General features: G+C 74.3%; 17 protein-coding genes. 4 read left to right on the top strand and 13 right to left on the bottom strand.

Annotation, left to right across the window (positions count from 1 at the left end):
* Nucleotides 1-117: 117 nt before the first annotated feature.
* From murD to ABZ249_RS10570, 4 genes are all read right to left on the bottom strand, one after another.
* Entirely contained in the window at nucleotides 118-1554 is a 1437-nt protein-coding gene (gene murD / locus ABZ249_RS10585; RefSeq protein ID WP_355260154.1) for a UDP-N-acetylmuramoyl-L-alanine--D-glutamate ligase, read from the bottom strand.
* 6 nt (nucleotides 1555-1560) lie between these two features.
* Nucleotides 1561-2634, bottom strand: coding sequence for a phospho-N-acetylmuramoyl-pentapeptide-transferase (gene mraY / locus ABZ249_RS10580; protein WP_220562504.1), 1074 nt, complete (start codon nucleotides 2632-2634; stop codon nucleotides 1561-1563).
* Nucleotides 2631-4073, bottom strand: a complete 1443-nt coding sequence (gene murF, locus ABZ249_RS10575; RefSeq protein ID WP_355260151.1) for a UDP-N-acetylmuramoyl-tripeptide--D-alanyl-D-alanine ligase — start codon at nucleotides 4071-4073, stop codon at nucleotides 2631-2633. Before murF ends, mraY begins: the two co-directional genes overlap by 4 nt.
* Before the next feature lie 328 nt (nucleotides 4074-4401).
* Nucleotides 4402-6063: a UDP-N-acetylmuramoyl-L-alanyl-D-glutamate--2,6-diaminopimelate ligase gene (locus ABZ249_RS10570; protein WP_355260148.1), complete on the bottom strand. Its 1662-nt coding sequence runs from the start codon at nucleotides 6061-6063 to the stop codon at nucleotides 4402-4404.
* Between the two features lie 114 nt (nucleotides 6064-6177).
* On the opposite strand from ABZ249_RS10570, the gene mmuM reads away from it, so the two are divergent.
* Nucleotides 6178-7098, top strand: coding sequence for a homocysteine S-methyltransferase (gene mmuM, locus ABZ249_RS10565; RefSeq protein ID WP_355260145.1), 921 nt, complete (start codon nucleotides 6178-6180; stop codon nucleotides 7096-7098).
* Between the two features lie 202 nt (nucleotides 7099-7300).
* Here the strand turns inward: mmuM and ABZ249_RS10560 are convergent, their stop codons facing one another.
* The 4 genes from ABZ249_RS10560 to mraZ all read right to left on the bottom strand — a co-directional run bounded on the left by ABZ249_RS10560 (nucleotide 7301) and on the right by mraZ (nucleotide 11461).
* The gene (locus ABZ249_RS10560) at nucleotides 7301-9265 is read right to left on the bottom strand and encodes a penicillin-binding protein 2 (protein WP_355260142.1); all 1965 of its coding nucleotides are present in this window, start codon (nucleotides 9263-9265) and stop codon (nucleotides 7301-7303) included.
* Nucleotides 9262-9708 carry a hypothetical protein gene (locus ABZ249_RS10555; protein WP_355260139.1) on the bottom strand — a complete coding sequence of 149 codons (447 nt, stop codon included), beginning with the start codon at nucleotides 9706-9708 and terminating at the stop codon, nucleotides 9262-9264. Before ABZ249_RS10555 ends, ABZ249_RS10560 begins: the two co-directional genes overlap by 4 nt.
* 12 nt (nucleotides 9709-9720) lie before the next feature.
* Nucleotides 9721-10758 (bottom strand): 16S rRNA (cytosine(1402)-N(4))-methyltransferase RsmH, encoded by a 1038-nt coding sequence (gene rsmH, locus ABZ249_RS10550; RefSeq protein WP_355260136.1) that lies wholly within the window; start codon nucleotides 10756-10758, stop codon nucleotides 9721-9723.
* 271 nt (nucleotides 10759-11029) lie between these two features.
* Complete coding sequence (gene mraZ / locus ABZ249_RS10545) at nucleotides 11030-11461, bottom strand: division/cell wall cluster transcriptional repressor MraZ (RefSeq protein WP_355260133.1); 432 nt, start codon at nucleotides 11459-11461, stop codon at nucleotides 11030-11032.
* 430 nt (nucleotides 11462-11891) lie between these two features.
* Between mraZ and ABZ249_RS10540 the strand changes: the two genes are divergently transcribed.
* Genes ABZ249_RS10540 through ABZ249_RS10530 form a run of 3 tightly spaced genes read left to right on the top strand, consistent with a single transcriptional unit; the run spans nucleotide 11892 to nucleotide 16442 of the window.
* The gene (locus ABZ249_RS10540) at nucleotides 11892-12884 is read left to right on the top strand and encodes a MoxR family ATPase (RefSeq protein WP_355260130.1); all 993 of its coding nucleotides are present in this window, start codon (nucleotides 11892-11894) and stop codon (nucleotides 12882-12884) included.
* Between the two features lie 46 nt (nucleotides 12885-12930).
* The gene (locus ABZ249_RS10535; RefSeq protein ID WP_355260127.1) at nucleotides 12931-14130 is read left to right on the top strand and encodes a DUF58 domain-containing protein; all 1200 of its coding nucleotides are present in this window, start codon (nucleotides 12931-12933) and stop codon (nucleotides 14128-14130) included.
* On the top strand, nucleotides 14127-16442 hold the full coding sequence (locus tag ABZ249_RS10530) for a transglutaminaseTgpA domain-containing protein (RefSeq protein WP_355260124.1): 2316 nt from the start codon (nucleotides 14127-14129) through the stop codon (nucleotides 16440-16442). The genes ABZ249_RS10535 and ABZ249_RS10530 overlap by 4 nt, the downstream gene beginning before the upstream one ends.
* Before the next feature lie 289 nt (nucleotides 16443-16731).
* On the opposite strand, the gene ABZ249_RS10525 is transcribed toward ABZ249_RS10530, so the two are convergent.
* The 5 genes from ABZ249_RS10525 to efp form a co-directional block, all read right to left on the bottom strand.
* Nucleotides 16732-17139, bottom strand: a complete 408-nt coding sequence (locus ABZ249_RS10525; protein WP_220562514.1) for a DUF3040 domain-containing protein — start codon at nucleotides 17137-17139, stop codon at nucleotides 16732-16734.
* A 244-nt stretch (nucleotides 17140-17383) separates the two neighbouring features.
* The gene (dinB, locus tag ABZ249_RS10520) at nucleotides 17384-18670 is read right to left on the bottom strand and encodes a DNA polymerase IV (RefSeq protein ID WP_355260120.1); all 1287 of its coding nucleotides are present in this window, start codon (nucleotides 18668-18670) and stop codon (nucleotides 17384-17386) included.
* 32 nt (nucleotides 18671-18702) lie between these two features.
* Nucleotides 18703-19491 carry a methyltransferase domain-containing protein gene (locus ABZ249_RS10515; protein WP_220562516.1) on the bottom strand — a complete coding sequence of 263 codons (789 nt, stop codon included), beginning with the start codon at nucleotides 19489-19491 and terminating at the stop codon, nucleotides 18703-18705.
* Between the two features lie 67 nt (nucleotides 19492-19558).
* A complete protein-coding gene (gene nusB, locus ABZ249_RS10510; RefSeq protein WP_220562517.1) occupies nucleotides 19559-19972 on the bottom strand; it encodes a transcription antitermination factor NusB in 414 nt (137 codons plus the stop codon).
* A complete protein-coding gene (gene efp, locus ABZ249_RS10505; protein WP_355260115.1) occupies nucleotides 19972-20532 on the bottom strand; it encodes an elongation factor P in 561 nt (186 codons plus the stop codon). The genes nusB and efp overlap by 1 nt, the downstream gene beginning before the upstream one ends.
* Between the last annotated feature and the right edge of the window lie 90 nt (nucleotides 20533-20622).

Genomic DNA, 20622 nt, shown 5'->3' with positions numbered 1-20622 from the left:
CGGGAACCGTGGACATTTCCCGCGTGTTGGCCATCTTCGGCGCGGAAGGGGGTGGCGCCGCGCACACCGATCACCGCCCGTGCACTTTCGGTCACGCAGGGGCGGCGATCGGGGCGGTCAGCCCAGGCGGCGGACCGCTTCGGCGAACAGGCGTCCGCGCTCGGGGTAGTTGGCGAACATGTCCATGGACGCCGCGGCCGGGGCCAGCAGGACGGTGTCGCCCTCCCTGGCCATGTCCGCGGCCGCGGCGACGACCGCGTCCATGACGGTGTGGCCCTCGGGAGCGCCGGGGGCCGGGCCCTCGATCTCCACGACCGGGAGGTCGGGGGCGTGCGCGTCCAGGGCCTCGCGCAGCCGGGCGCGGTCGGCGCCGATGAGCACCGCGCCGCGCAGCCGGCCGGCGGCCGCGGCCACCAGCTCGTCCACGTCGGCGCCCTTGAGCAGGCCGCCGGCGATCCACACCACCGTGTCGTAGGCGCCCAGGGAGGCGGCGGCGGCGTGCGGGTTGGTGGCCTTGGAGTCGTCGACGTAGTCGACCCCGGACACCGTGGCCACGTGGGCGATCCGGTGCGGTTCGGGGGCGAACGCCGCCAGCCCGGCCCTGATGGAGGCGGGGGCGACCCCGATGGAGCGGGCCAGCGCCGCCGCGGCCAGGGCGTTGGCGACGTTGTGCGGGGCGGGCGGGCGCACGTCGGCCAGTGCGGCCAGCTCCTCGGCGCTGGTCACCGGGTCGTCGACGAAGGCCCGGTCCACCAGCAGGTCCTCGACGACGCCGAGCTCGCCCGGGCGCGGGGTCCCCAGGCCGAAGCCGACCAGCGGGGTGTGCGGGTCGCCGTCCTCCTCGGCCAGGCGCACCGACCAGGGGTCGGCGAGGTTGACGACCCGGAGGGTGCCGGGAGCGAACACCATGCCCTTGGCCCGGGCGTAGGGCTCCAGGCCGCCGTGCCAGTCCAGGTGGTCGGGGGCGACGTTGAGGACGGCCGCGGCGTGCGGGCGCAGGCTGGAGGACCAGTGCAGCTGGAAGCTGGACAGCTCCACGGCCAGTACCCGGGGGTAGCGGCCGTCCGCGTCGGGGCGGACCGCGTCGATCACGGGGGTGCCGACGTTGCCGACGGCGAGCGCGTCGCGGCCGTCGGCCCGCAGCATCGCCTCCAGCATGCGCACCGTGGTGGTCTTGCCGTTGGTGCCGGTGACCGCCAGCCACAGCTGGTCGGCGGGCTTGATCCGCCACGCCAGTTCGACGTCGCCGATGACCTCGATGCCGGCCTCGGCCGCGGCGGCCAGGAGCGGGGAGTCGGGGCGCCAGCCGGGCGAGGTGACGACGAGGTCGCACTCCTCGGGCAGCGGGGTGGCGCCCAGGACGACCTCGGCCCCGGCGGCGGAGAGCTCGGCCGCGACCGGGCGGACGGTGTCGTCGTCACGCCCGTCGACCACGGTGACGCGGGCGCCGTGCTCCAGCAGGAGCCGGACCGCGGGCGGTCCGGAGACGCCCAGGCCGGCGACGCAGACCCGCAGGCCGGTGAAGGGGGTGGAAGTGGTGGAGTGGTGGGACATCCGGGGTTACCTCGGCATCCATTCGAGGTAGAACAGGCCGATGGCGACCGCCACGAACAGCCCCTGGATGATCCAGAAGCGGATGACGATGGTCGGTTCGGCCCAGCCCTTGAGCTCGAAGTGGTGCTGCAGCGGCGCCATGCGGAACACGCGCTTGCCGGTGAGGCGGAACGACGTGATCTGGATCATCACGGACATGGTGATGATGACGAACAGGCCGCCGATGAGCAGCAGCAGGAGCTGGGTGCGGGTGGTGATGGCCAGGCCCACGATGAGGCCGCCCAGGGCCAGGGAGCCGGTGTCGCCCATGAAGACCTTGGCGGGCGGGGCGTTGAACCAGAGGAAGGCGATGCAGGAGCCGAGCACGGCCGAGGCCACGACGGCCAGGTCCAGGGGGTCGCGGACCGTGTAGCAGTTGCTCGACAGGTAGGACACGCAGGACTGGCGCAGCTGCCAGTTGCCGATGATCACGTAGGCGACCAGCGACAGGATGGTGGCGCCGGTGGCCAGGCCGTCGAGGCCGTCGGTGAGGTTGACGGCGTTGGAGAACCCGACGATGAGGAACAGCGCCCAGATGACGAACAGGCCGATCATCAGCGGGGGGCCGAAGTCACGGAGGAAGGACAGGCTGGGGGCGGCGGGGGTGTAGCCGTAGCCGTTGGGGAACATGGTGACGCCGTAGGCGAAGCCGACGCCGACCACGGCCTGGCCGACCATCTTGGCGCCGCTGCGCAGTCCCAGGCTGCGGCGCTTGTAGATCTTGATGAAGTCGTCCAGGAAGCCGACGCAGCCCATCCCGACGAACAGGAACATCACCAGCAGGCCGGAGGCGGTGGGCCCGGTGGCGGAGGGCTGCACCAGCGCCAGCACCAGGTGGGAGCCGAAGTAGCCGATCACCGCGCCGAGGATGATGACGATGCCGCCCATGGTGGGCGTGCCCTGCTTGGTCTTGTGGCCCTCGGGGCCGTCGTCGCGGACCTCCTGGCCGAACTTGAAGCGGTACAGGAGCTTGATCAGCGGCGGCATCAGCGCCATGGAGACGATCAGCGACAGCGCGGCCGCTATGGAGATGCCGATCACCGGGCATCACCTTCGGTGATGAGGTCGATAACCTTTTCGAGTGCTGCCACCCGTGATCCCTTCACAATGACGACGTCTCCCGCGCGCATCCGTGCGCGCAGGGCCGTGGCGGCCGCCGAGGCGTCCGCGACCCGGACGGTCTCGCCCGCCCACAGTCCCTCTCGGCCGGTGCGCTCGGCCCCGGCCGCGATCCCTTCGGCCTGATCTCCGACCACGATCAGGTGGGAGACGCCGGTAGCGGCGGCGAGTTCGCCGATCTTCTCGTGTTCGATGCGTCCCCCGTCGCCGAGTTCGGCCATGTGGCCCAGGACGGCGATGGGTCGGCGGCCCCGGGCGAGTGCGCCCAGGGTGGTCAGTGCGGCCCGCATGGACTCGGGGTTGGCGTTGTAGGCGTCGTTGACGAGGGTGACACCGTCGTACTCGGTGACCTCCATCCGCCAGCGGCTGACCGGGGTGGCCGCGCCCAGGGCGGCGGCGATGCCGGGGAGGTCCATGCCGAGCTCGCGGGCGACGGCGGCGGCCGCCAGGGCGTTGTGCACCTGGTGGGCGCCGACGAGGGCGAGCTCCACCGGGGCCGTCGCGCCGTCCGCGTTCAGGGTGAAGGAGGCGGCGCCGGTGTCGCCGATGACGATGTCGGTGGCGCGCACCTCGGCGTCCTCGCCGGTGCCGTAGAACACGGTGCGCGCGGTCGTGCGCGCGGCCATGGCCTTCACCCTGGGGTCGTCGGAGTTGAGGACCGCCACACCGCCGCGGGGGCCGCCGGCCGCGGGCAGCGACTCGACGAGCTCGCCCTTGGCCTTGGCGATGGCCTCGCGGTCGCCGAACTCCCCCATGTGGGCGCTGCCGACGTTGAGGACGACGCCGATGCGGGGCGGGGCCACGCGGCACAGGTGGGCGATGTGCCCGATGCCGCGGGCGGCGACCTCCAGCACCAGGTGGCGGGTGCCGGTGTCGGCGCGCAGCACGGTGAGGGGGTGGCCGATCTCGTTGTTGAACGAGCCGGCGGGCGCGACGGTGGCGCCCAGGCGCCCGACGACCTGGGCGATGAGGTCCTTGGTGGTGGTCTTGCCGGAAGAGCCGGTGATCCCGATGATCTCCGCCGCGTCGTCGCCTCGGGAGGGGGCGGCGAGGGTGTCGGCGGCGTACCGGGCGAGCCGGGCCAGCGCCTCGACGACCTCGTCGTCGCCGCCCTTCACCAGCAGGTGGGGCGCGTCGACGGGGCGGGAGACCAGGGCGGCGGCCGCCCCCGCCTCGACCGCGGCCCGCGCGTAGTCGTGTCCGTCGACCCGCTCGCCGCTCAGGGCGACGAACAGGGAGCCGGGTTCCACCAGCCGCGAGTCGACCACGACGGGTCCGTCGACGGTGGTGTCCGGGCCGGCTGCTCCGCCGAGGGCGGTTCCGGTGATCTCGGCGATCCGATCGAGCGTGAGCGCGATCAAATCCACTCCTCAGGTCAGGCCCGACCCGCGGCGACCACGGGATGACGTGAGGCCACCCGGCCAAAGGACTCGGGTCGGGGGATGGCACCGCGGGCGGGCGCGCACGCGGTGCCGCGCCGGGTCCCACAGCGGTGGTGACGGGGGCGACCACGTCCATGGCGCCACCAGTGGGCGGCGGGTGTTCGGGCTGCGATTGCCGCACCCACCTTAGAACATGTTGGGGTGTCCGGGGTCCCGGCAGGGCCTGTGCACGGCAATATCCGCCACTTCGTGACCCTGGGCCGCGCCCCGTGCGCGGAACGCACGGAGCGGGCCCGCCGGCGCGTCCTCAGCCGCCGCCGGTGGGTTTGTGGACGTCCAGCAGGGCGACGCCCAGGCGTTCGCGGACGTCCACGGACAGGTGCTCCTCGATGGCGGCGCGCAGCACCTCGCGGTCGTCGAAGGGCAGGACCTCGCCCTTGACGTACTGGCCGGTCTCGTGGCCCTTGCCCGCGACGACGATGACGTCGCCGGCCCGGGCGCGGGCGACGGCCAGGCGGATGGCGTCGGCGCGGTCGAGTTCGACGGTGACGCGCGCGCGCTCGTCCTCGGGGACGCGGGTGACGCCCTCCAGCATCGCGGCGGCGATGGCGACGGGGTCCTCCGAGCGCGGGTTGTCGTTGGTGATGACGACCTGGTCGGCGAGGCGGGCCGCGGCCTCCCCCATGAGGGGGCGCTTGGCGCGGTCGCGGTCGCCGCCGCAGCCCAGGACGACGGTGACGCCGCCCTCGGCGATGGAGCGGACCGAGGTCAGGACGGCCTCGACGGCGCCGGGTTTGTGGGAGTAGTCGACCAGGGCGGTGAAGTCCTGGAAGGACGCGGGGACCTCGCGCGCGACGACCTTCTCCATGCGGCCGGGGACGCCGGGGGCCGCGGCGACGCCCTCGATGGCGGTCTCCAGGGGCAGCCCGGCCTCGACCAGGCCGACGACGGCGGCCATGGCGTTGGAGACGTTGAAGGGCCCGGGCAGGCAGACGGAGGCCTGCGCCTCCATCCCGCCGGGGCCGACGATGCGGAAGGTGCTGCCGGCGGCGCCCAGGCGCACGTCCACGGCGTTCCAGTCCGCCTCCAGGGCGGTCTCGGGGTCGGCGTCGGAGTACCCCTCGACGCCGAAGGTGGTGACGGGCACCTTGCCCTCGCCCTGCACCATGTCCACGAGGGCGCGGCCGAAGCGGTCGTCGGCGTTGACGACGGCGATGTCGCAGTACTCCGGGGTGAACAGGCGGGCCTTGGTCTCGAAGTACTCGCGCAGGTCGCTGTGGAAGTCCAGGTGGTCCTGGGACAGGTTGGTGAAGACCGCGACGTCGAAGCGGGCGCCGCCGACCCGGCCCAGGGCCAGGGCGTGGCTGGAGACCTCCATGGCGGCGCCGGTGACGCCCTGTTCGCGCATGAGGGCGAACAGGCCGTGCAGGTCGGTGGCCTCGGGGGTGGTGAGGGAGGAGGCGACGCGCTCGTCGCCCACCCGCATCTCGACGGTGCCGATGAGGCCGGTGCCCATCCCCGCGCGGCGCAGGCCCGACTCCACCAGGTAGGAGACGGTGGTCTTGCCGCTGGTGCCGGTGGTGCCGATGAGCAGCAGGTCTTCGGAGGGGTTCTTGAAGACCCAGGAGGCGACGGTGCCCAGGGCGGCGCGCACGTCGGGGACGACCAGGGTCGGCAGTCCCGTGGCGGCGGCCCGGTCGGCGCCCTCGGGGTCGGTGAGGACGGCGGCGGCCCCCGCCAGGGCGACCTGCTCGGCGAACTCGGCGCCGTGGACCCGGGTCCCGGGCAGGGCCGCGTACAGGTCTCCCGGGCCCGCCTGGCGCGAGTCGTGGGTGATGCCGCGCACCTGGACCTCGCGGGCCGGGACCGGGTGGTCCGGGGCCAGGTCCGGGCGCAGCAGGACGGCGTCCGGGCCGAGCAGCGGCACGAGGTCGGACAGGGGACGCAGGGGCGTATGTTCAGGTCGCATTACCGGTGGCACGTGTGGAGGGTAACCGTTCGAGCGGACCGGCCGGTAATTTCCACGCTGGTGCGGGGCGGATCCCGTCGCACCCGAATACCGTGGTGGGCGGGGGTGGGGCGGATGGACCGGGTGGCGCAGGCGGTGGCCGGGGGGCCGCCGGTGGTGCTGGACGGCGGGCTGGCGACGCTGCTGGAGGAGTACGGGTACGACCTGTCGGGCGGGCTGTGGTCGGCGCGGCTGCTGGCCGAGGCCCCCGACGCGATCCGGCGGGTGCACCGCGCCTACTTCGAGGCGGGCGCGGAGGTGGCGACGGCCGCGGGCTACCAGGCGGGCGTTCCGGCGCTGGTGGCCCGGGGGTGGTCGCGGCCGGAGGCGCTGGGGCTGGTGCGCCGTTCGGTGGAGCTGGCCCGGGCCGAGCGCGACGCGTTCGGTTCGGGGCTGGTGGCGGCCGGGGTGGGGCCCTACGGCGCGGCGCTGGCGGACGGCTCGGAGTACACCGGCGCCTACGACCTGGACGAGGACGGCCTGTACGCCTGGCACCGGGAGCGGTGGCGGGTGCTGGCCGACGCCGGGGCGGACCTGCTGGCCTGCGAGACGGTGCCGTCGGCGGCGGAGGCGCGGGCGCTGGTGCGGCTGGTCGGGGAGACGCCGGGGGTGCGGGCGTGGCTGAGCCTGTCCTGCCGGGACGGGGAGCGGCTGGGCGACGGGACCCCGGTGCGGGGGCTGGCCGCGGAACTGGCGGCGTCCGGGGCGGCGGGGCGGCTGGTGGCGGTGGGGGTGAACTGCACGGCTCCGCGGTTCGTGCCGGACCTGGTCCGGGCGGTGGCGGCGGCCGGGTTCCCCGCGGTGGCCTACCCCAACTCCGGCGAGGTGTGGGACGCCCGGGCGCGGCGCTGGACCGGCGTGTCGGAGCCGGAGGAGTTCGGCGCCGAGGCGGTGCGGTGGCACCGGGCGGGCGCGGTGCTGGTGGGCGGGTGCTGCCGCACCGGACCGGAGCACATCCGGTCGGTGCGGCGGCACCTGCACGGCGGGGTTCCGTAGGCCCGTGGGAGGCGTCCCCGGGGAGGGCCCGCGGCCGCAGGCCGCCGGGACCTTCGCCACTCGGCGGACGGGGGCGCCGAGGCAGGGCCGCGGGTCCTCTCCCCCAGGGGGCGCCGGACACGGCGGTGGAGCCGCGGCCCGCCCGTCGAGGACCTTCTCGGCGGGCGGGCCGCGGCGCGGCGGAGGCCCGGGAGAACGGGCCCTAGCCGGCGCCCTCCTCCTCGAAGAGGCGGATGGCGGGCGGGTCGGTGTCGGTCGGCGGGACCTTCAGGGTCTTGAGCGCGAACGACATGATGTCGTTGAACGCCGGGCCGGCCGCCTCGCCGCCGTAGTAGGTGCCCTGCGGGTTGTGCAGGACCACCTGGACGACGACCTCGGGCGCGTCGGCGGGCGCGAACCCGGCGAAGGTCGAGGTGTACCCGCCGCCCTCGTAGCTCCCGGTCTCGGGGTTGACCCGGTTGGCGGTGCCGGTCTTGCCCGCCACCCGGTAGCCGTCGATGCGGGCCTGGGGCGCGGTGCCCTCGTCGCTGGTGACCGCCTCCAGCATGAGCGCCAGGCGCTCGGCGGTCTCCTCGCTGATGACGCGGGTGCGCTCGGGCTCGTCGGCGGGGGTGAAGTTCCCCTCGGTGTCGACGGTCCCGGCGACCACGCTCGGCTCCACCCGGACGCCGCCGTTGGCGACGGTGGCGTACACCGACGCCATCTGGGCGGCGTTCACGGTGACGCTGTGGCCGATGGACACCGACGGCAGCTGGGTGCCCCACCAGTCCTCGGGGTCGGTGAGGATCCCGGTCTCCTCGCCGGGCAGGGCCAGGCCGGTGGGCTGGCCGAGCCCGAACTCGGTCATGTAGCGGTGCAGCACCCCGGCGCCCACCTGGTCGGCGACCTTGATGGTGCCGACGTTGCTGGACTGGGCCATGATGCCGTTGACCGTGAGGCGCTGGGTGCCGTGGTTGCTGGAGTTGCGGAAGGTCTGGTCGTAGTACCGCAGGGCGTAGGGGACGGTGTAGACCGTCTCCGGGGTGGTCAGCCCCTCCTCCAGCGCGGCGCCGATGGTGATGACCTTGTTGGTGCTGCCGGGCTCGAAGGTCTCGGCGACCGCGCCGTTGGACCACTGCTCGGGCCCGCTGGCGGCGATGTCCGTGGGCGAGTAGGTCGGGTAGTCGGCCATCGCGATGATCTCGCCGGTGTCGGGGACCATGACGATGGCGCTGCCGCCGTCGGCGTCGAGCTCCTCCACCCGGGCCGCCAGCGTCTGGGCGACGTACCACTGCACGTCCCGGTCCAGGGTCAGGCGCACGTCCTGGCCCGGCACGGGGTCCTTGGCCACACCGCCCGCCATGGGGATCTGGGTGCCGTCCACGCCCACCTCGACCTGGCGCTCGCCCGCCTCGCCGGCGAGCACCCCGTCCATGTAGGCCTCCAGGCCCTCCAGGCCGTGGCCCTCGCTGCCGACGAAGCCGACCAGGTCGGCGGCGCCGGTCTCCTCCGGGTAAACACGCTCGTAGTCGACCTCGGCGCCCACGCCGCGCAGCTCCAGGTCGCGCAGCTCCTGCCAGTCGCCGGGCGGCACCTTGCGGGCGACCACCTGGTAGCGGCTGGGCTTGGCGTCGACCTTGGCTGCGACCTCCTCCTCGTCGAGGTCGAAGCGCGTCACGAGTTCGTCGATGAGCCGGTCGCGCTCGTCCTCGCGGACCTCCTCGGGGTCGACGAAGACGGTGCGCACCTCCATGGAGAGCGCGAACGGGTCGCCGTCGGCGTCGGTGATCGCGCCCCGCAGGGTCGGGATGTCGATGGTCTGCAGGCGCAGCTCGGAGGCGGCCTCGGCGTACTGCTCCGCCTCGAAGCCCTGGATCTGGACCAGGCGCCCGGCGAACAGCACGAGGACGGCCAGGGCCAGGGCGCCGCCGATCCGGATGCGCTTGCCCGGGGCGCCCCGCCGGAAGGTGCGGCGCAGCAGCGGCGGGGGCGCGGGCGGTGCCGGGCGGCGGCGCCTGCGCTCGGTGGGCGCGGTGCGCGCCTCGCGCGGTGGCCTGCCCTCGGCCTTGGAGCCCCGCGCGCCGCCGCGCGGGGAGCCGCTCTGCGAGGTACTGCGGGCCGGGCGGGATCCGGACTTCCCGGTACCGCCGGGCCTGCGGGGGTCGCGGGGGCGTCGGGGAGTGCTCAACCGGTGCTCCCGCCGTCGGTGGCGGCGTTTCCGGTGACCTCACCGCTGCCGGGGTCCAGGAACCGGGGCGCGTCACCCTGCTCCATTCCCATGCCCTCGGCCTCCTCCGCGATGCGCTCGGAGGTCTCCAGGTGGGCGACGCTGCCCCGCAGGCTCTGCTCCTCGTAGGACAGCTCACGGTTCTGGGTCTGGAGGCTGGAGATGGCGAACGCCTCCTGGGCGATGACGCCGCGCAGCAGCAGGAGGCTGACCAGGGCGCCGCCGAGCAGGCACAGGATGAGCAGGACGAACGGGATCCTGGGTGCGCGCGCGCGTGCCGCGGCGGCCGGGCCCCGTGCGGGCGCGCGTTCGGCCGGGGGCGCCGCCGGGCGCGCGGCGGTGCGCCGCGGCGCGGGCGCCTTGCGCTTGCCGGAGCGGCGGGTGTCCGTCCTGGTCGTCGTCATGTGCTCTCCCTACTACCGCGCGGGCCGCACGCGTTCGGCCGCGCGCAGGCGTGCCGACTGGGCGCGGGGGTTGCGTTCGTTCTCTTCGTCCGTGGGGAGTTCGGCCCCCCGGGTGAGGAGCCGGAGCTCGGGCTGCCGGTCCGGGAGGGGGACGGGCAGGTCGGCGGGCGTGGTGTCGGTGGCCAGGGCCGCGAACGCCTTCTTGGTGAGGCGGTCCTCCAGCGAGTGGTACGACAGCACGGCGATGCGCCCCCCGACGGCCAGCCGGGAGAGGGCGGCGGGCAGGGTGCGCTCGAGGATGGACAGCTCGGCGTTGACCTCGATGCGCAGCCCCTGGAAGGTGCGCTTGGCCGGGTGCCCGCCGGTGCGGCGGGTGGCCGCGGGGATGGCGTCGCGGACCAGTTCGGCGAGTTCGCGGGTGGACTCGATGGGGCCCTGGGCGCGGCGGCGCTCGATGGCGCGGGCCACGCGGGAGGCGAACCGCTCCTCGCCGTAGGCGCGCAGGACGCGGGTGAGCTCGGACACCGGGTAGGTGTTGACGACCTCGGCGGCGGTGAGCGGCTGGGTGCGGTCCATGCGCATGTCCAGCGGCGCGTCGTGGGCGTAGGCGAAGCCGCGGTCGGTCTCGTCGAGCTGGGGTGAGGACACGCCCAGGTCGAGCAGGACGGCGTCGGCCTCCGCGGCCCCGGCCTCGTCGAGGGCGCGGGGGATCTCGGAGTAGACCGCGTGGACCAGGTGGACGCGGTCGGCGTAGGGGGCCAGGCGGGCGGCGCTGCGCTCCAGGGCGGTGGTGTCGCGGTCGACGCCGACCAGGCGGGCGTTCGGGCAGGCCGCGAGGATCGCCTCGGAGTGGCCGCCCAGGCCCAGGGTGCCGTCGACGAACACGGCGCCGGGCCGGTCCAGTGCCGGTGCCAGCAGGTCCACGATGCGGTCGAGCATGACCGGGACGTGCAGGGGGTCGGCCCCCGTGCGGGCGGCCGCGACGCGGTCGTCGCCGGTCCCCCCGGCTCCCGCGCCCTCGTTCCCGCGCTCCCGGGTGTCGTCCCCCATGCGCTGCCGTTCCTCCACGCTGTCGCGCTCCCCCTCGTTCCGCCGCGGTCGCGTCCGGCCCAGGCCGGGCTCCGCGGTGTGGCGTGGCCTCACCGGGTTCCGGCGGGCCTCCGAACACGGCCGCTATTGTCCACCTTTCGGCGGACCGGCGTTGACGGTCTGGCACCGGGGAAGTCGCGCCAGCTCGTGTCACCGCGTTCGGAGGCCGTCGCCGGACCCCGACTGCGAGGGTGTGGACTCGCCGGTGCCGTGGGTCCGGGGGTGTCCGGACTCACAGCACCCCGGGCAGCACCTCCTCCGCCAGGTCCGCGAACTCGCGTTCGCGTGCGGCCTCGTATTCCGACCAGGCCCCGGCGTCCCAGATCTCCAGCCGGGTGTTGGCCCCGATGACGGCGCAGTCGCGGGTGAGCCCCGCGTAGGCGCGCAAGGGGGCCGGAACGGTGACCCGGCCCTGGCCGTCGCAGGTCTGGTCGGAGGCGCCGGCGAAGAAGATGCGACCGTAGTCGCGGACCGCGCGGTCGGTGACGGGGGCCTGGGCGAGGGAGTCGGTGATGCGCACGAACTCCTTGACCGGGAAGACGTAGAGGCAGCGTTCCTGGCCCTTGGTGATCACCACACCCCCCGACAGCTCGTCGCGGTACTTCGCGGGGAGGAACAGGCGCCCCTTCTGGTCGAGGCGGGGCGTGTGGGTACCGAGGAACACACTCCCGACCTCCCCCCGATGTGGAGAATTCGCCCTCTCCACGCTGCTCCACCTTACTCCACTCTTCCCCACCGTCAACAGCTCCGATGCGGGCACAATGGCCGATTGGACGATGAATTCGCAGGTCACAGCGGTGGGGTGTGAGTGGGGGAGGTCGGGCCCCCGGGCGTGCCGCGCCACCGGGGCTCCGGGCGGGGACCGGGGTGGCTCCGAGAAAGCCCCGGCGACCGCTTCGCCCCCTTATTCACCAACGCACCGTTCGCCCCACCCCGGGCTCCACGAATGATCAGATGAGCAATTCTCGCGCTTTAGTGCACTTTCGTAGCACTGGACCGCATTCGACGACCGATTCCGGCACTTTGGTTTGCAATCGCTCTGATTGGCCCTAGCCTCGGTTCCGAACACCGACACACGCAGCGGGAGGGGTCTCGTGTCACTCGGCACACACCACGGCGGCCGCGGGGGCGGCGTCCAGGCGGACGTGGAAGAGGTCGTCGCCGTGGCGGACCGCATCCGCGGCGCCATCGAGACGGTCATCGAGGGCAAGCCGGAGGTCCTGCGCATCGCGCTGACCGTCCTGCTGTCCGAGGGCCACCTGCTCATCGAGGACGTCCCCGGTGTCGGCAAGACCATGCTGGCCAAGGCCCTGGGCCGGGCGGTGGACTGCTCCGTGCAGCGCGTCCAGTTCACCCCGGACCTGCTGCCCGGCGACATCACCGGGGTCAGCGTCTACCACCAGGAGCGGCGCGAGTTCGAGTTCAACCCCGGGCCGGTCTTCGCCAACATCGTGCTGGGCGACGAGATCAACCGCGCCTCGCCCAAGACCCAGGCCGCCCTGCTGGAGTGCATGGAGGAGCGGCAGGTCAGCGTCGACGGGCGCACCCGCCCCCTGGAGCGGCCGTTCATGGTCGTGGCCACCCAGAACCCGGCGGACATGGAGGGCACCTACGCCCTGCCCGAGGCCCAGCGGGACCGGTTCATGGCCCGTGTCTCCGTGGGCTACCCCTCCCCCCAGGCCGAGCTCGACATGATCGACTCGCACGGCACCGGGTCGCCGCTGGAGGGCCTGGCCGCGGTCACCGACGCGGGCACCGTCCGCCGCCTGGCCGACCTGGTGCGCGAGGTGCACGTGGCCCCCGGCATGCGCCGCTACATCGTGGACCTGGTCAACTCCACCCGGACCAGCCCCGACCTGGACCTGGGCGCCTCCCCGCGGGCCACCCTGCACCTGGTGCGGGCCGCCCGCGCGCACGCCGCCCTGGAGGGCCGCCACTACGTCGTCCCCGACGACGTCCAGAACCTGGCCGTGCCCGTCCTGGCGCACCGCCTGCTGGTCGGCCCGCAGGCGCAGATGGAGCGCACGGCCCCCGAGCGGATCGTCGCCGAGCTGGTCGCCCGGCTGCCCGTCCCCGCCCCCCGCTGATCCCCCGCGCCGGTCCGCCGACCGGTCCCCTACGAGAAGAGGGTCCATGCGCCCGCGACGAACCCTCACCGCCCGAGGCGTGTGCATGCTGCTCCTGGGCCTGGCCGCGCTGGTCGCCGGGTTCGTCGTCGGGCAGCGGGAGCTGGTGGTCCTGGGCGTGCTGGCCACGGCGCTGCCGCCGGCGGCGGCGCTCTCCCTGATCGGGGCCGCCGACCGGGTGGTGCACAGCCGCAGCGTCGTACCCTCCCGGGTCCCGGCGGGGCACGACGCCCGGATCATGATCCGGATCGGCAACTCCTCGCACACCTGGCCGGTGGCGGCGGTGTCGGTCGGCGACACCCTGCCCACCCGGCTGGGCCACGAGCCCCGCTACTCCATCGGCTTCCTGGGCCCGCGCGGCGTCCGCGACCTCGCCTACCTGGTCCGCCCCGCCGTGCGCGGCAACTACCCGCTGGGCCCGCTGTGGATCGCGCTCACCGACCCGCTGGGCCTGGTGCGGGTGGAGCAGCACCCCGGAGCCCCCGAGCACCTGCTCGTCACCCCCGCCACCGTGCCCCTGGACCGGAGCGGAAGCTCGGGCGGCACCCAGGGGGACGACTCGCCGCGCCGCACACAGAGCGGGATCGGCGAGCAGGACCCGGTCCCCCGCGGGTACCAGTACGGCGACGAGCTGCGCCGGGTCCACTGGCGCTCCACCGCCAAGCACGGCGAGCTGATGGTGCGCCGCGACGAGCAGCACCGGCGCGAGTACGGCGTCGTCCTGCTCGACACCCGGCGCCGCGCGCACGCGGGCGGCGGGCCCGCCGACTCCCTGGAGACCGCCGTGGGCGCCGCCGCCTCCGTCGCCCTGCACCTGCTCGACCGGAACCACGAGGTGCGGCTGCACACCGAGCGCGGCCGGATGCCCGCCGCCGTGCCCGGCGCCCTGCTGGACGGACTCGCCGTCCTGGAGGCCTCCGACGCCGCCGCCCTCCCCGCCCTCCCCGCGTCCGGCGCCTCCCTGACCGTCGCGGTGACGGGCGCGCTCACCGCGGAGGAGGCCGCGGCCCTGGCCAGGAGCGGGGGCGGGCACCGGGTGGCCGTGCTGTGCGCGGGGGCGGCCTGGCCCTCCGAGCGGGCGCGCGCCGGCGCCGGCGCCGGCGAGATCCTGGCCGCCTCCGGCTGGCGGGTCGTGCACCTGCCGGCCCTCTCCGAACTGCCTTCGCTGTGGCGCGACGCCGCACCCCTCGGGAAGGTCCCGCGTTGAAAGCCCTGATGCCCCTGGCCGCACTGGTCTCCCTGCTGTGCGCCCTCCCCCTCATCGCGCCGCTGGTGCGCGGTGACGACTGGTGGCTCCCCGCGGTCCTGCTCATGGGCGCGGCCACCGCCGTGTCGGTGCTCTACCGGATGCTGACCGGGTGGCTGGGCCTGCTCGTGCCCGTCCTCCAGCTGGCCGTGGTGGCGCTGCTCGTCGTCCCGCTGTTCGCCGGGCACCTGGCCCCCCTGGGCGTGCTGCCCTCCGGTGCGGCGGTCGAGCACGTGCTCACCGCCTTCTCCCAGGGGCTGGAGGTCATCGACACCAACGAACCGCCGGTGACCGCGACCGCCGGGGTGATGCTGATCATCGCGCTGGCGTTCGCGCTGTTCCTCGTCGCCGCCGACTTCCTGGCCGCCACCGCCCGCTGCCCCGGCATGGTCGGCGGGCTGCTGCTGGCCCTGGCCGTGGTGCCGCTGGTGGTGGAGGGGTCCGGGATCGGCACCGGCGCGGTCGTCGTGTGCGTGTTCGGGTTCGTCCAGCTGCTGGCCGTGGACATGTGGGTGCGCGGCCGCGAGTGGGGGGTGGCGGTGCCCGCGCCGCCGCTGGGCGCCCTCCGGCACGGGGCCGCCGCGGCCCTGGCCGCGACCGTCGCCGTCGTGCCGGCGCTGGCCCTGCCCGCCGCGCTGCCGGGCCTGCGCACCGACGCCTTCCACACCCTGGCCCAGGGAACCTACGTCGGCCGCCAGAACGACGTCATCACCACCACGCACCCGCTGGTGTCGATGCGCCGGGACCTGCTGTCCAGCTCCGACCGGACCGTGCTGACCTACCGCACCGACGCCGAGGAGCCCGGCTACCTGCGCCGGTACGTGCTGGACGAGTTCGACGGCGTCAACTGGACGATGAGCCCGGTCGACGCCTCCGGGGACACCCGGGTCCAGGACGAGCTCCCGCTGCCCACCGGGTGGCCGTCCGCGCCGGAGGAGGACACCGTGATGACACGGGTGTCCCTGGACTCCGACGTCGAGGGCATGGACTTCCTGCCGCTGCCGTACTGGGCGCGGACCGTCGACGTCTCCGGCGACTGGTACGTGCACCCCGACAGCCTCATGGTGTTCACCACCGAGCAGCCGCCCACGGGCCTGAGCTTCACGGTGGAGACCACCGAACGGGAGGTCACCGCCGAGGACCTTGCCGGGGCCGCGGGGTCCCCGCTGTCGCTGCCGGGCGACTTCCGCTCGGTGCCCTCCTCCGTCGGGCGGGAGGTCCGGGATCTCACCGACGAGGTGACCGGCCACACCGACTCGCCCTACCTCAAGGCGGTCGCCCTCCAGGAGTTCTTCACCTCGGGGGACTTCGCCTACAGCCTGCGCCCGCCGGAGGTGCCCGCCGACGCCGACCCGCTGGTGCACTTCCTGACCGTGGACCGGACCGGGTACTGCCAGCAGTTCGCCGGGGCGATGGCCGTGATGGCCCGCCAGGCGGGCATCCCCGCCCGGGTCGCGGTCGGCTACACGGCGGGCGAGCGCACCGGCGACGGGCGCTGGACCGTGACCAGCGGCGACGCCCACGCCTGGCCGGAGCTGTACTTCGAGGGCGCCGGATGGGTGCGCTTCGAGCCGACGCCGGGCGGGGTGGGCGGCCAGGGCTCGGCGACCGAGCCCGAGTACACCGACGGGGGCGGGCTCACCGCCGAGCGCCCCGACCCCGAGCCCACGCCCGGCTCGACGGAGGCGCCGACCCCGGAGCAGGAGGAGCCGGAGCCGACTCCGGAGGACTCCCCCTCCCCGTCCCCCTCCGCCGAGGAGGAGCAGGAGGCCGCGGCCGCGCCCGCCGGGGGCGGCCGGGACGCCCCGGACCTGTCGTGGCTGCCCGCCGCGGCGGCCGTGGCGGCCCTCCTCCTGCTGCCGTTCCTGCCCGCCGCGGTGCGCGCGTCCGTGCGCCGGTCCCGCCTGGGCCGCCCGGGCGCGGCCTGGCGGGAGCTGCGCGACACCTGTGTGGACCTGGGCCTGGGCTGGGACCTGGCGGAGAGCCCCCGCGGCACGGCGGCCCGCCTGGCGGCCCTGCGCGACGCGGACCGGGTGCCGCTCCCGGAGGAGGCGCGCGCGGCCCTGCACCGCCTGGCGCTGGCCGAGGAGCGCGACCGGTACGCCCCGGCGGCCTCCTGGAGCGAGGAGGTCGGCGCGGACCTGCGCGCCATCGTGCGCGGCCTGCCCGCCGTGGTGCCGCGGGGCGTGCGCCTGCGCGCGGCGCTGCTCCCCCGCTCCCTGTGGGACCGCCCCCGCCGCCCGGTCGCGGACCCCACCCCGCAGAACGCCTGACCGCCCCGGGCCGGGGGCGCCCCCCGGCCCGGACCCGCCGCCTTCCGGGGGTGGACACTCCCTGCCCCGGAGTGCCCGCCCCGGACGGAACGCGGACGCCCGTCCGGGCAGGGCCACCGCTCCCGGCACGGACACGCCGCCTTCCGGGAGCGGATCCTCTCTGGCCCCGGAGTACCCGCCCGGGCAGGGGTCACCGCCCCCGGCCGGCGGAACGGAGGCGGAGACGACGAAGGGGCCCCGCACGGTGTGCGGGGCCCCGTTCGTGATCCGGTCGGTCAGGGTGGCGAGATCACTCGTCGCCCTGCTGGCGGCGGCGCCAGCGCTCCTCGAAGCGATTCATCATGCCCGGGCGGTCGCCCTTGCGGCGCTTGGGCTCGTCCGGCGGGGCCTCGGCAGGTCCGCCGACGGCGGCCCGGCGCCAGGCGTTGAGCCCCCACAGCAGACAGGCCAGCATCACGAGGAAGCCGCCCACGCTGACGGTGACACCGACCGCGAGGCCGACGCTGCTGCCGAGCAGCAGGCCCGTCAGCATCAGCACGAGGCCGAGGACGAACCCGAGCCCGGCCTTGATGATCCGGCGCTTGTGATGGACCACGGGGTTCGTCTGCCGAACGGTGTTCGCGAACTTCGGGTCCTCGGCATACAGCGCCTGCTCGATCTGGTCGAGCATGCGCTGCTCGTGTTCAGAGAGCGGCACGGCGCCTCCCTACAACAGTCCCCGGTTGGGGTGACGGGTACTGATCAATGATCTCTTGGTCAGTGGTATGCCCAGAATACGGTGCGCTAGCGCACCGTGGAAGGAAAAGCTGCGTGCGGACCTGACCGACCAAGGCCACGATACCCCCGCGCTGTATCGGAAACACCGGCTTCCATGCCTCTCTGTCTACCCTGACTCCGGTCCTACCCCATGTAACGCTGAGGACGGCCCGGAAGTTGCGGCATCATACGTCGTTTTCGTCACGCTTGGCCAATACCGCCGACTGTAGCGCGCCCGGTCCGAATCGTTCCGCCACCCGGTCCATGACGCGCTCGACGTCGCGCCACCCCGTGTCCTGTTCGTCCAGGGCCAGCTGGCGGTGCACCCCGGAGGCGGGAACGATCCCCTCCATGCGAACGCCGACCAGGCGCATCGGGGTTCCCCTCAGCCCGGATTCGGCGTAAAGGGCCCGGGCGACGGCGTTGATCTCCCGGCCGACGTCGGTGGCGTCGGGCAGGGTGCGGGCCCGGGTGATGGTCGAGAAATCGCCCTTGCGGAGCTTGACGCTCACCGTGCGCCCCATCTGCCCCGAGGCCCTCAGCCTCCTCGCCACCTTCTCGGAGAGCCGCAGCAGCTCGCGGTGGACCTCTTCGGGGTCGGCCACGTCGACGGCGAAGGTCTCCTCGGCGCCGATGCTCTTGTCCTCGCTCTCGGGCTCCACCGGGCTGTCGTCGACGCCGTGGGCGAGGTCGGCCAGCCGGGCGCCGTGCTTGTCGCCCAGTTCCATGCGCAGCAGGTCGCGGTCGTACCGGGCCAGGGCGCCGACGGTGCGCACGCCCATCCGGGCCAGGGTCCGCTCGGTCTTGTCCCCCACCCCGGGCAGCGCGCCGACCGGCAGCGGGTCCAGGAAGGAGCGGACCGACGCGCTCGGCACCAGGAGCAGGCCGTCGGGTTTGCAGTGGGTGGAGCCGAGCTTGGCGGTGAACCGGGTGGCGGCCACCCCCACCGAGCAGGTCAGCCCCTGCTCCGCGCGGACCCTCTCGCGGATCATCGCGGCGATCCGCACCGGCCCGCCCAGGCGCCTGCGCGCCCCGGAGACGTCCAGGAACGCCTCGTCCAGGGACAGCGGCTGCACCAGCGGGGTGACCGCCCGCAGGATCTCCATGACCGCCCGGGAGACCTCCCGGTAGGCGCGCCCGTCGGGCGGGAACACGGCGGCGCCGGGGCACAGGCGCAGGGCCTGCGCCATCGGCATCGCGGAGTGGACCCCTCGGGCGCGGGCGCGGTAGTCGGCGGAGGAGACGACGCTGCGCGGGCCGGTGCCGCCGACGATGATCGGCGTGTCCGCCAGGCCGGGGTTGCGCAGCCGCTCCACGCTCGCGAAGAACGCGTCCATGTCCAGGTGCAGGACGTTGCAGTCGGAGTCCGGGCCCGACCCGTCGCGCGGGAAGTCCGCGCCCAGGGGGACGATGCCCTGCGGGGTGACCATGCCCCGCAGCGCGGCCCCGCGCTCCAGTTGACGTCGGCTCATACGGTCAGGCTACGCGCCGGGCGGGACGGTTCTCAGGGCCGGTGGGCGGTGACGTGCAGCTGGGTGGCGATGCCCAGCAGCTCGGGATGATCGGCCGCGGCCTTCTCCAGTTCCACCAGGTGGCGGCCGGCGTGCACGTCGCCCTCCCAGGCGTGGCCGGGGACCAGGTCGGCGAACACCCGGACGCCGCGGACCCGCTCACCGGTGAGCCCGGCGGCGCCGACCAGCTCCAGGACGCCGCGGCGGGTGAACCGCCGCGGGATCGGGTCGCCCGGGCCCCAGCGGCCCTCGGCGTCCTCCAGGAGGGCGCGGGCGTCGGTGAGGTGTCCGGCCAGGGCGCGGTGCAGGGCCCCGGCGACGGCGTTGGTGACCAGCAGGCTGACCGCGCCGCCGGGCCGGGTGATGCCGACCACGTCGCGCAGGGCGGCGACGGGGTCGTCGACGTACTCCAGCACGTTGTGGACCAGGACGAGGTCGGTGCTCCCCTCGGGGAACAGCGTGGCCAGGTCGCCGGTGTCGCCCTGCACGCCGCGCACCCGCACCCCGCGCTCGGCGGCGCGGCGCTCCAGGGCGGCCAGCGAGTCGGGGCTGGGCTCGACGACGGTGACCCGGTGGCCGAGCTCGGCGAGCGGGACGGCGGCCCCTCCGGTCCCGCCCCCGGCGTCGACGATGTCCAGGGGGGAGTCGCCGCCGAGGCGGTCCAGCAGTCCGGCCAGGGCCTCCCACACGACGGCGGTCCGCGCGGTGTTGGCCGCCCGGCCCGGGCCGGTGGCCCCGCCCTCTCCCAGACCGCTCACTGCCGCCTCGCTCCTGTCACCCACCGGTCCCCCACAGTGCTCGTCCCACCCGGCCCGCCCACACCCCGTGCGCGCGCCGGCCCGCCCCCGCCTACAGGGCGAGCGTCGCCTTGTTCTCCATCAGCCTGGACAGCAGCCCGTTGACGAAGTTGGGAGACTCGTCGGTGGACAGTTCCTTGGCGACCCCCACGGCCTCGGCGATCGCCACCGCGTCGGGGATGTCCTCGGCCCACAGCAGCTCGTAGGCGCCCATCCGCAGGATGTTGCGGTCCACGACCGGCATCCGCTCCAGGGTCCAGCCGATCGCGTAGGTGTCGAGGAGTTCGTCGATGCGGTCCCGGTGTCCGTCGACGGCGCGGGCCAGCTGCTCGGTGAACTCGTTGATCGGCGGCTCGGGCTGGGCCCGGCGGCGGCGGATGACCTCTTCCACCGAGATGCCGCGCACCTCGGCCTCGTAGAGGACCTCGACCGCGCGCCGCCGCGCCTTGCGCCGTGCTCCGCTCATCAGTTGACTCGCCCGAGGTAGTCGCCCGTGCGGGTGTCGACCTTGACGCGCTCGCCGGTGGAGATGAACAGGGGCACCTGGATGGTGGCGCCGGTCTGGACGGTGGCGGGCTTGGTGCCGCCGGTGGAGCGGTCGCCCTGGACGCCGGGGTCGGTGTGGGTGATCTCCAGCTCGACCGCGGCGGGCAGCTCGATGTAGAGCGGGTTGCCCTCGTTGGTGGCCACCGTGACCTTGGTGTTCTCCAGCAGGAAGTTGCTGTCGTCGCCGACCACTGCCTCGGGGACCGGGAGCTGGTCGTAGGTCTGGGTGTCCATGAAGATGTAGGACTCGCCGTCGTGGTACAGGTACTCCATGTCGCGGCGGTCGACGTTGGCGAACTCGACCTTGGCGCCGGCGTTGAAGGTCTTGTCCACGATCTTGCCGGTGAGGACGTTCTTCAGCTTGGTACGGACGAACGCGCCGCCCTTGCCCGGCTTGACGTGCTGGAACTCGAGGACGTTCCACAGAACGTTGTCGATCCGCAGGGTCGTGCCGTTCTTGATGTCGTTCGTCGTGGCCACTTCGGTCGTCTCTCCCAGGGGTCTGACACGTCGGGGACCGGAACCTCGCAGGGCCCGGTCGGCGGTTCGGTGGGGCGGGCCGCGGGCGCC

Source organism: Nocardiopsis sp. NPDC006139 (assembly GCF_040614155.1).
Classification (GTDB): Bacteria; Actinomycetota; Actinomycetes; order Streptosporangiales; family Streptosporangiaceae; genus Nocardiopsis; species Nocardiopsis changdeensis.
This window is presented reverse-complemented; position numbering and strand designations above follow the sequence as displayed.

Bases quoted from the DNA above. Each gene is read 5' to 3' on its own strand.
- rsmH (WP_355260136.1), bottom strand. From the start codon at position 10,758: ATGGGGGACGACACCCGGGAGCGCGGGAACGAGGGCGCGGGAGCCGGG.
- murD (WP_355260154.1), bottom strand. From the start codon at position 1,554: ATGTCCCACCACTCCACCACTTCCACCCCCTTCACCGGCCTGCGGGTC.
- ABZ249_RS10535 (WP_355260127.1), top strand. From the start codon at position 12,931: ATGCGCCCGCGACGAACCCTCACCGCCCGAGGCGTGTGCATGCTGCTC.
- ABZ249_RS10570 (WP_355260148.1), bottom strand. From the start codon at position 6,063: ATGCGACCTGAACATACGCCCCTGCGTCCCCTGTCCGACCTCGTGCCG.
- ABZ249_RS10555 (WP_355260139.1), bottom strand. From the start codon at position 9,708: ATGACGACGACCAGGACGGACACCCGCCGCTCCGGCAAGCGCAAGGCG.
- dinB (WP_355260120.1), bottom strand. From the start codon at position 18,670: ATGAGCCGACGTCAACTGGAGCGCGGGGCCGCGCTGCGGGGCATGGTC.
- nusB (WP_220562517.1), bottom strand. From the start codon at position 19,972: ATGAGCGGAGCACGGCGCAAGGCGCGGCGGCGCGCGGTCGAGGTCCTC.
- mmuM (WP_355260145.1), top strand. From the start codon at position 6,178: ATGGACCGGGTGGCGCAGGCGGTGGCCGGGGGGCCGCCGGTGGTGCTG.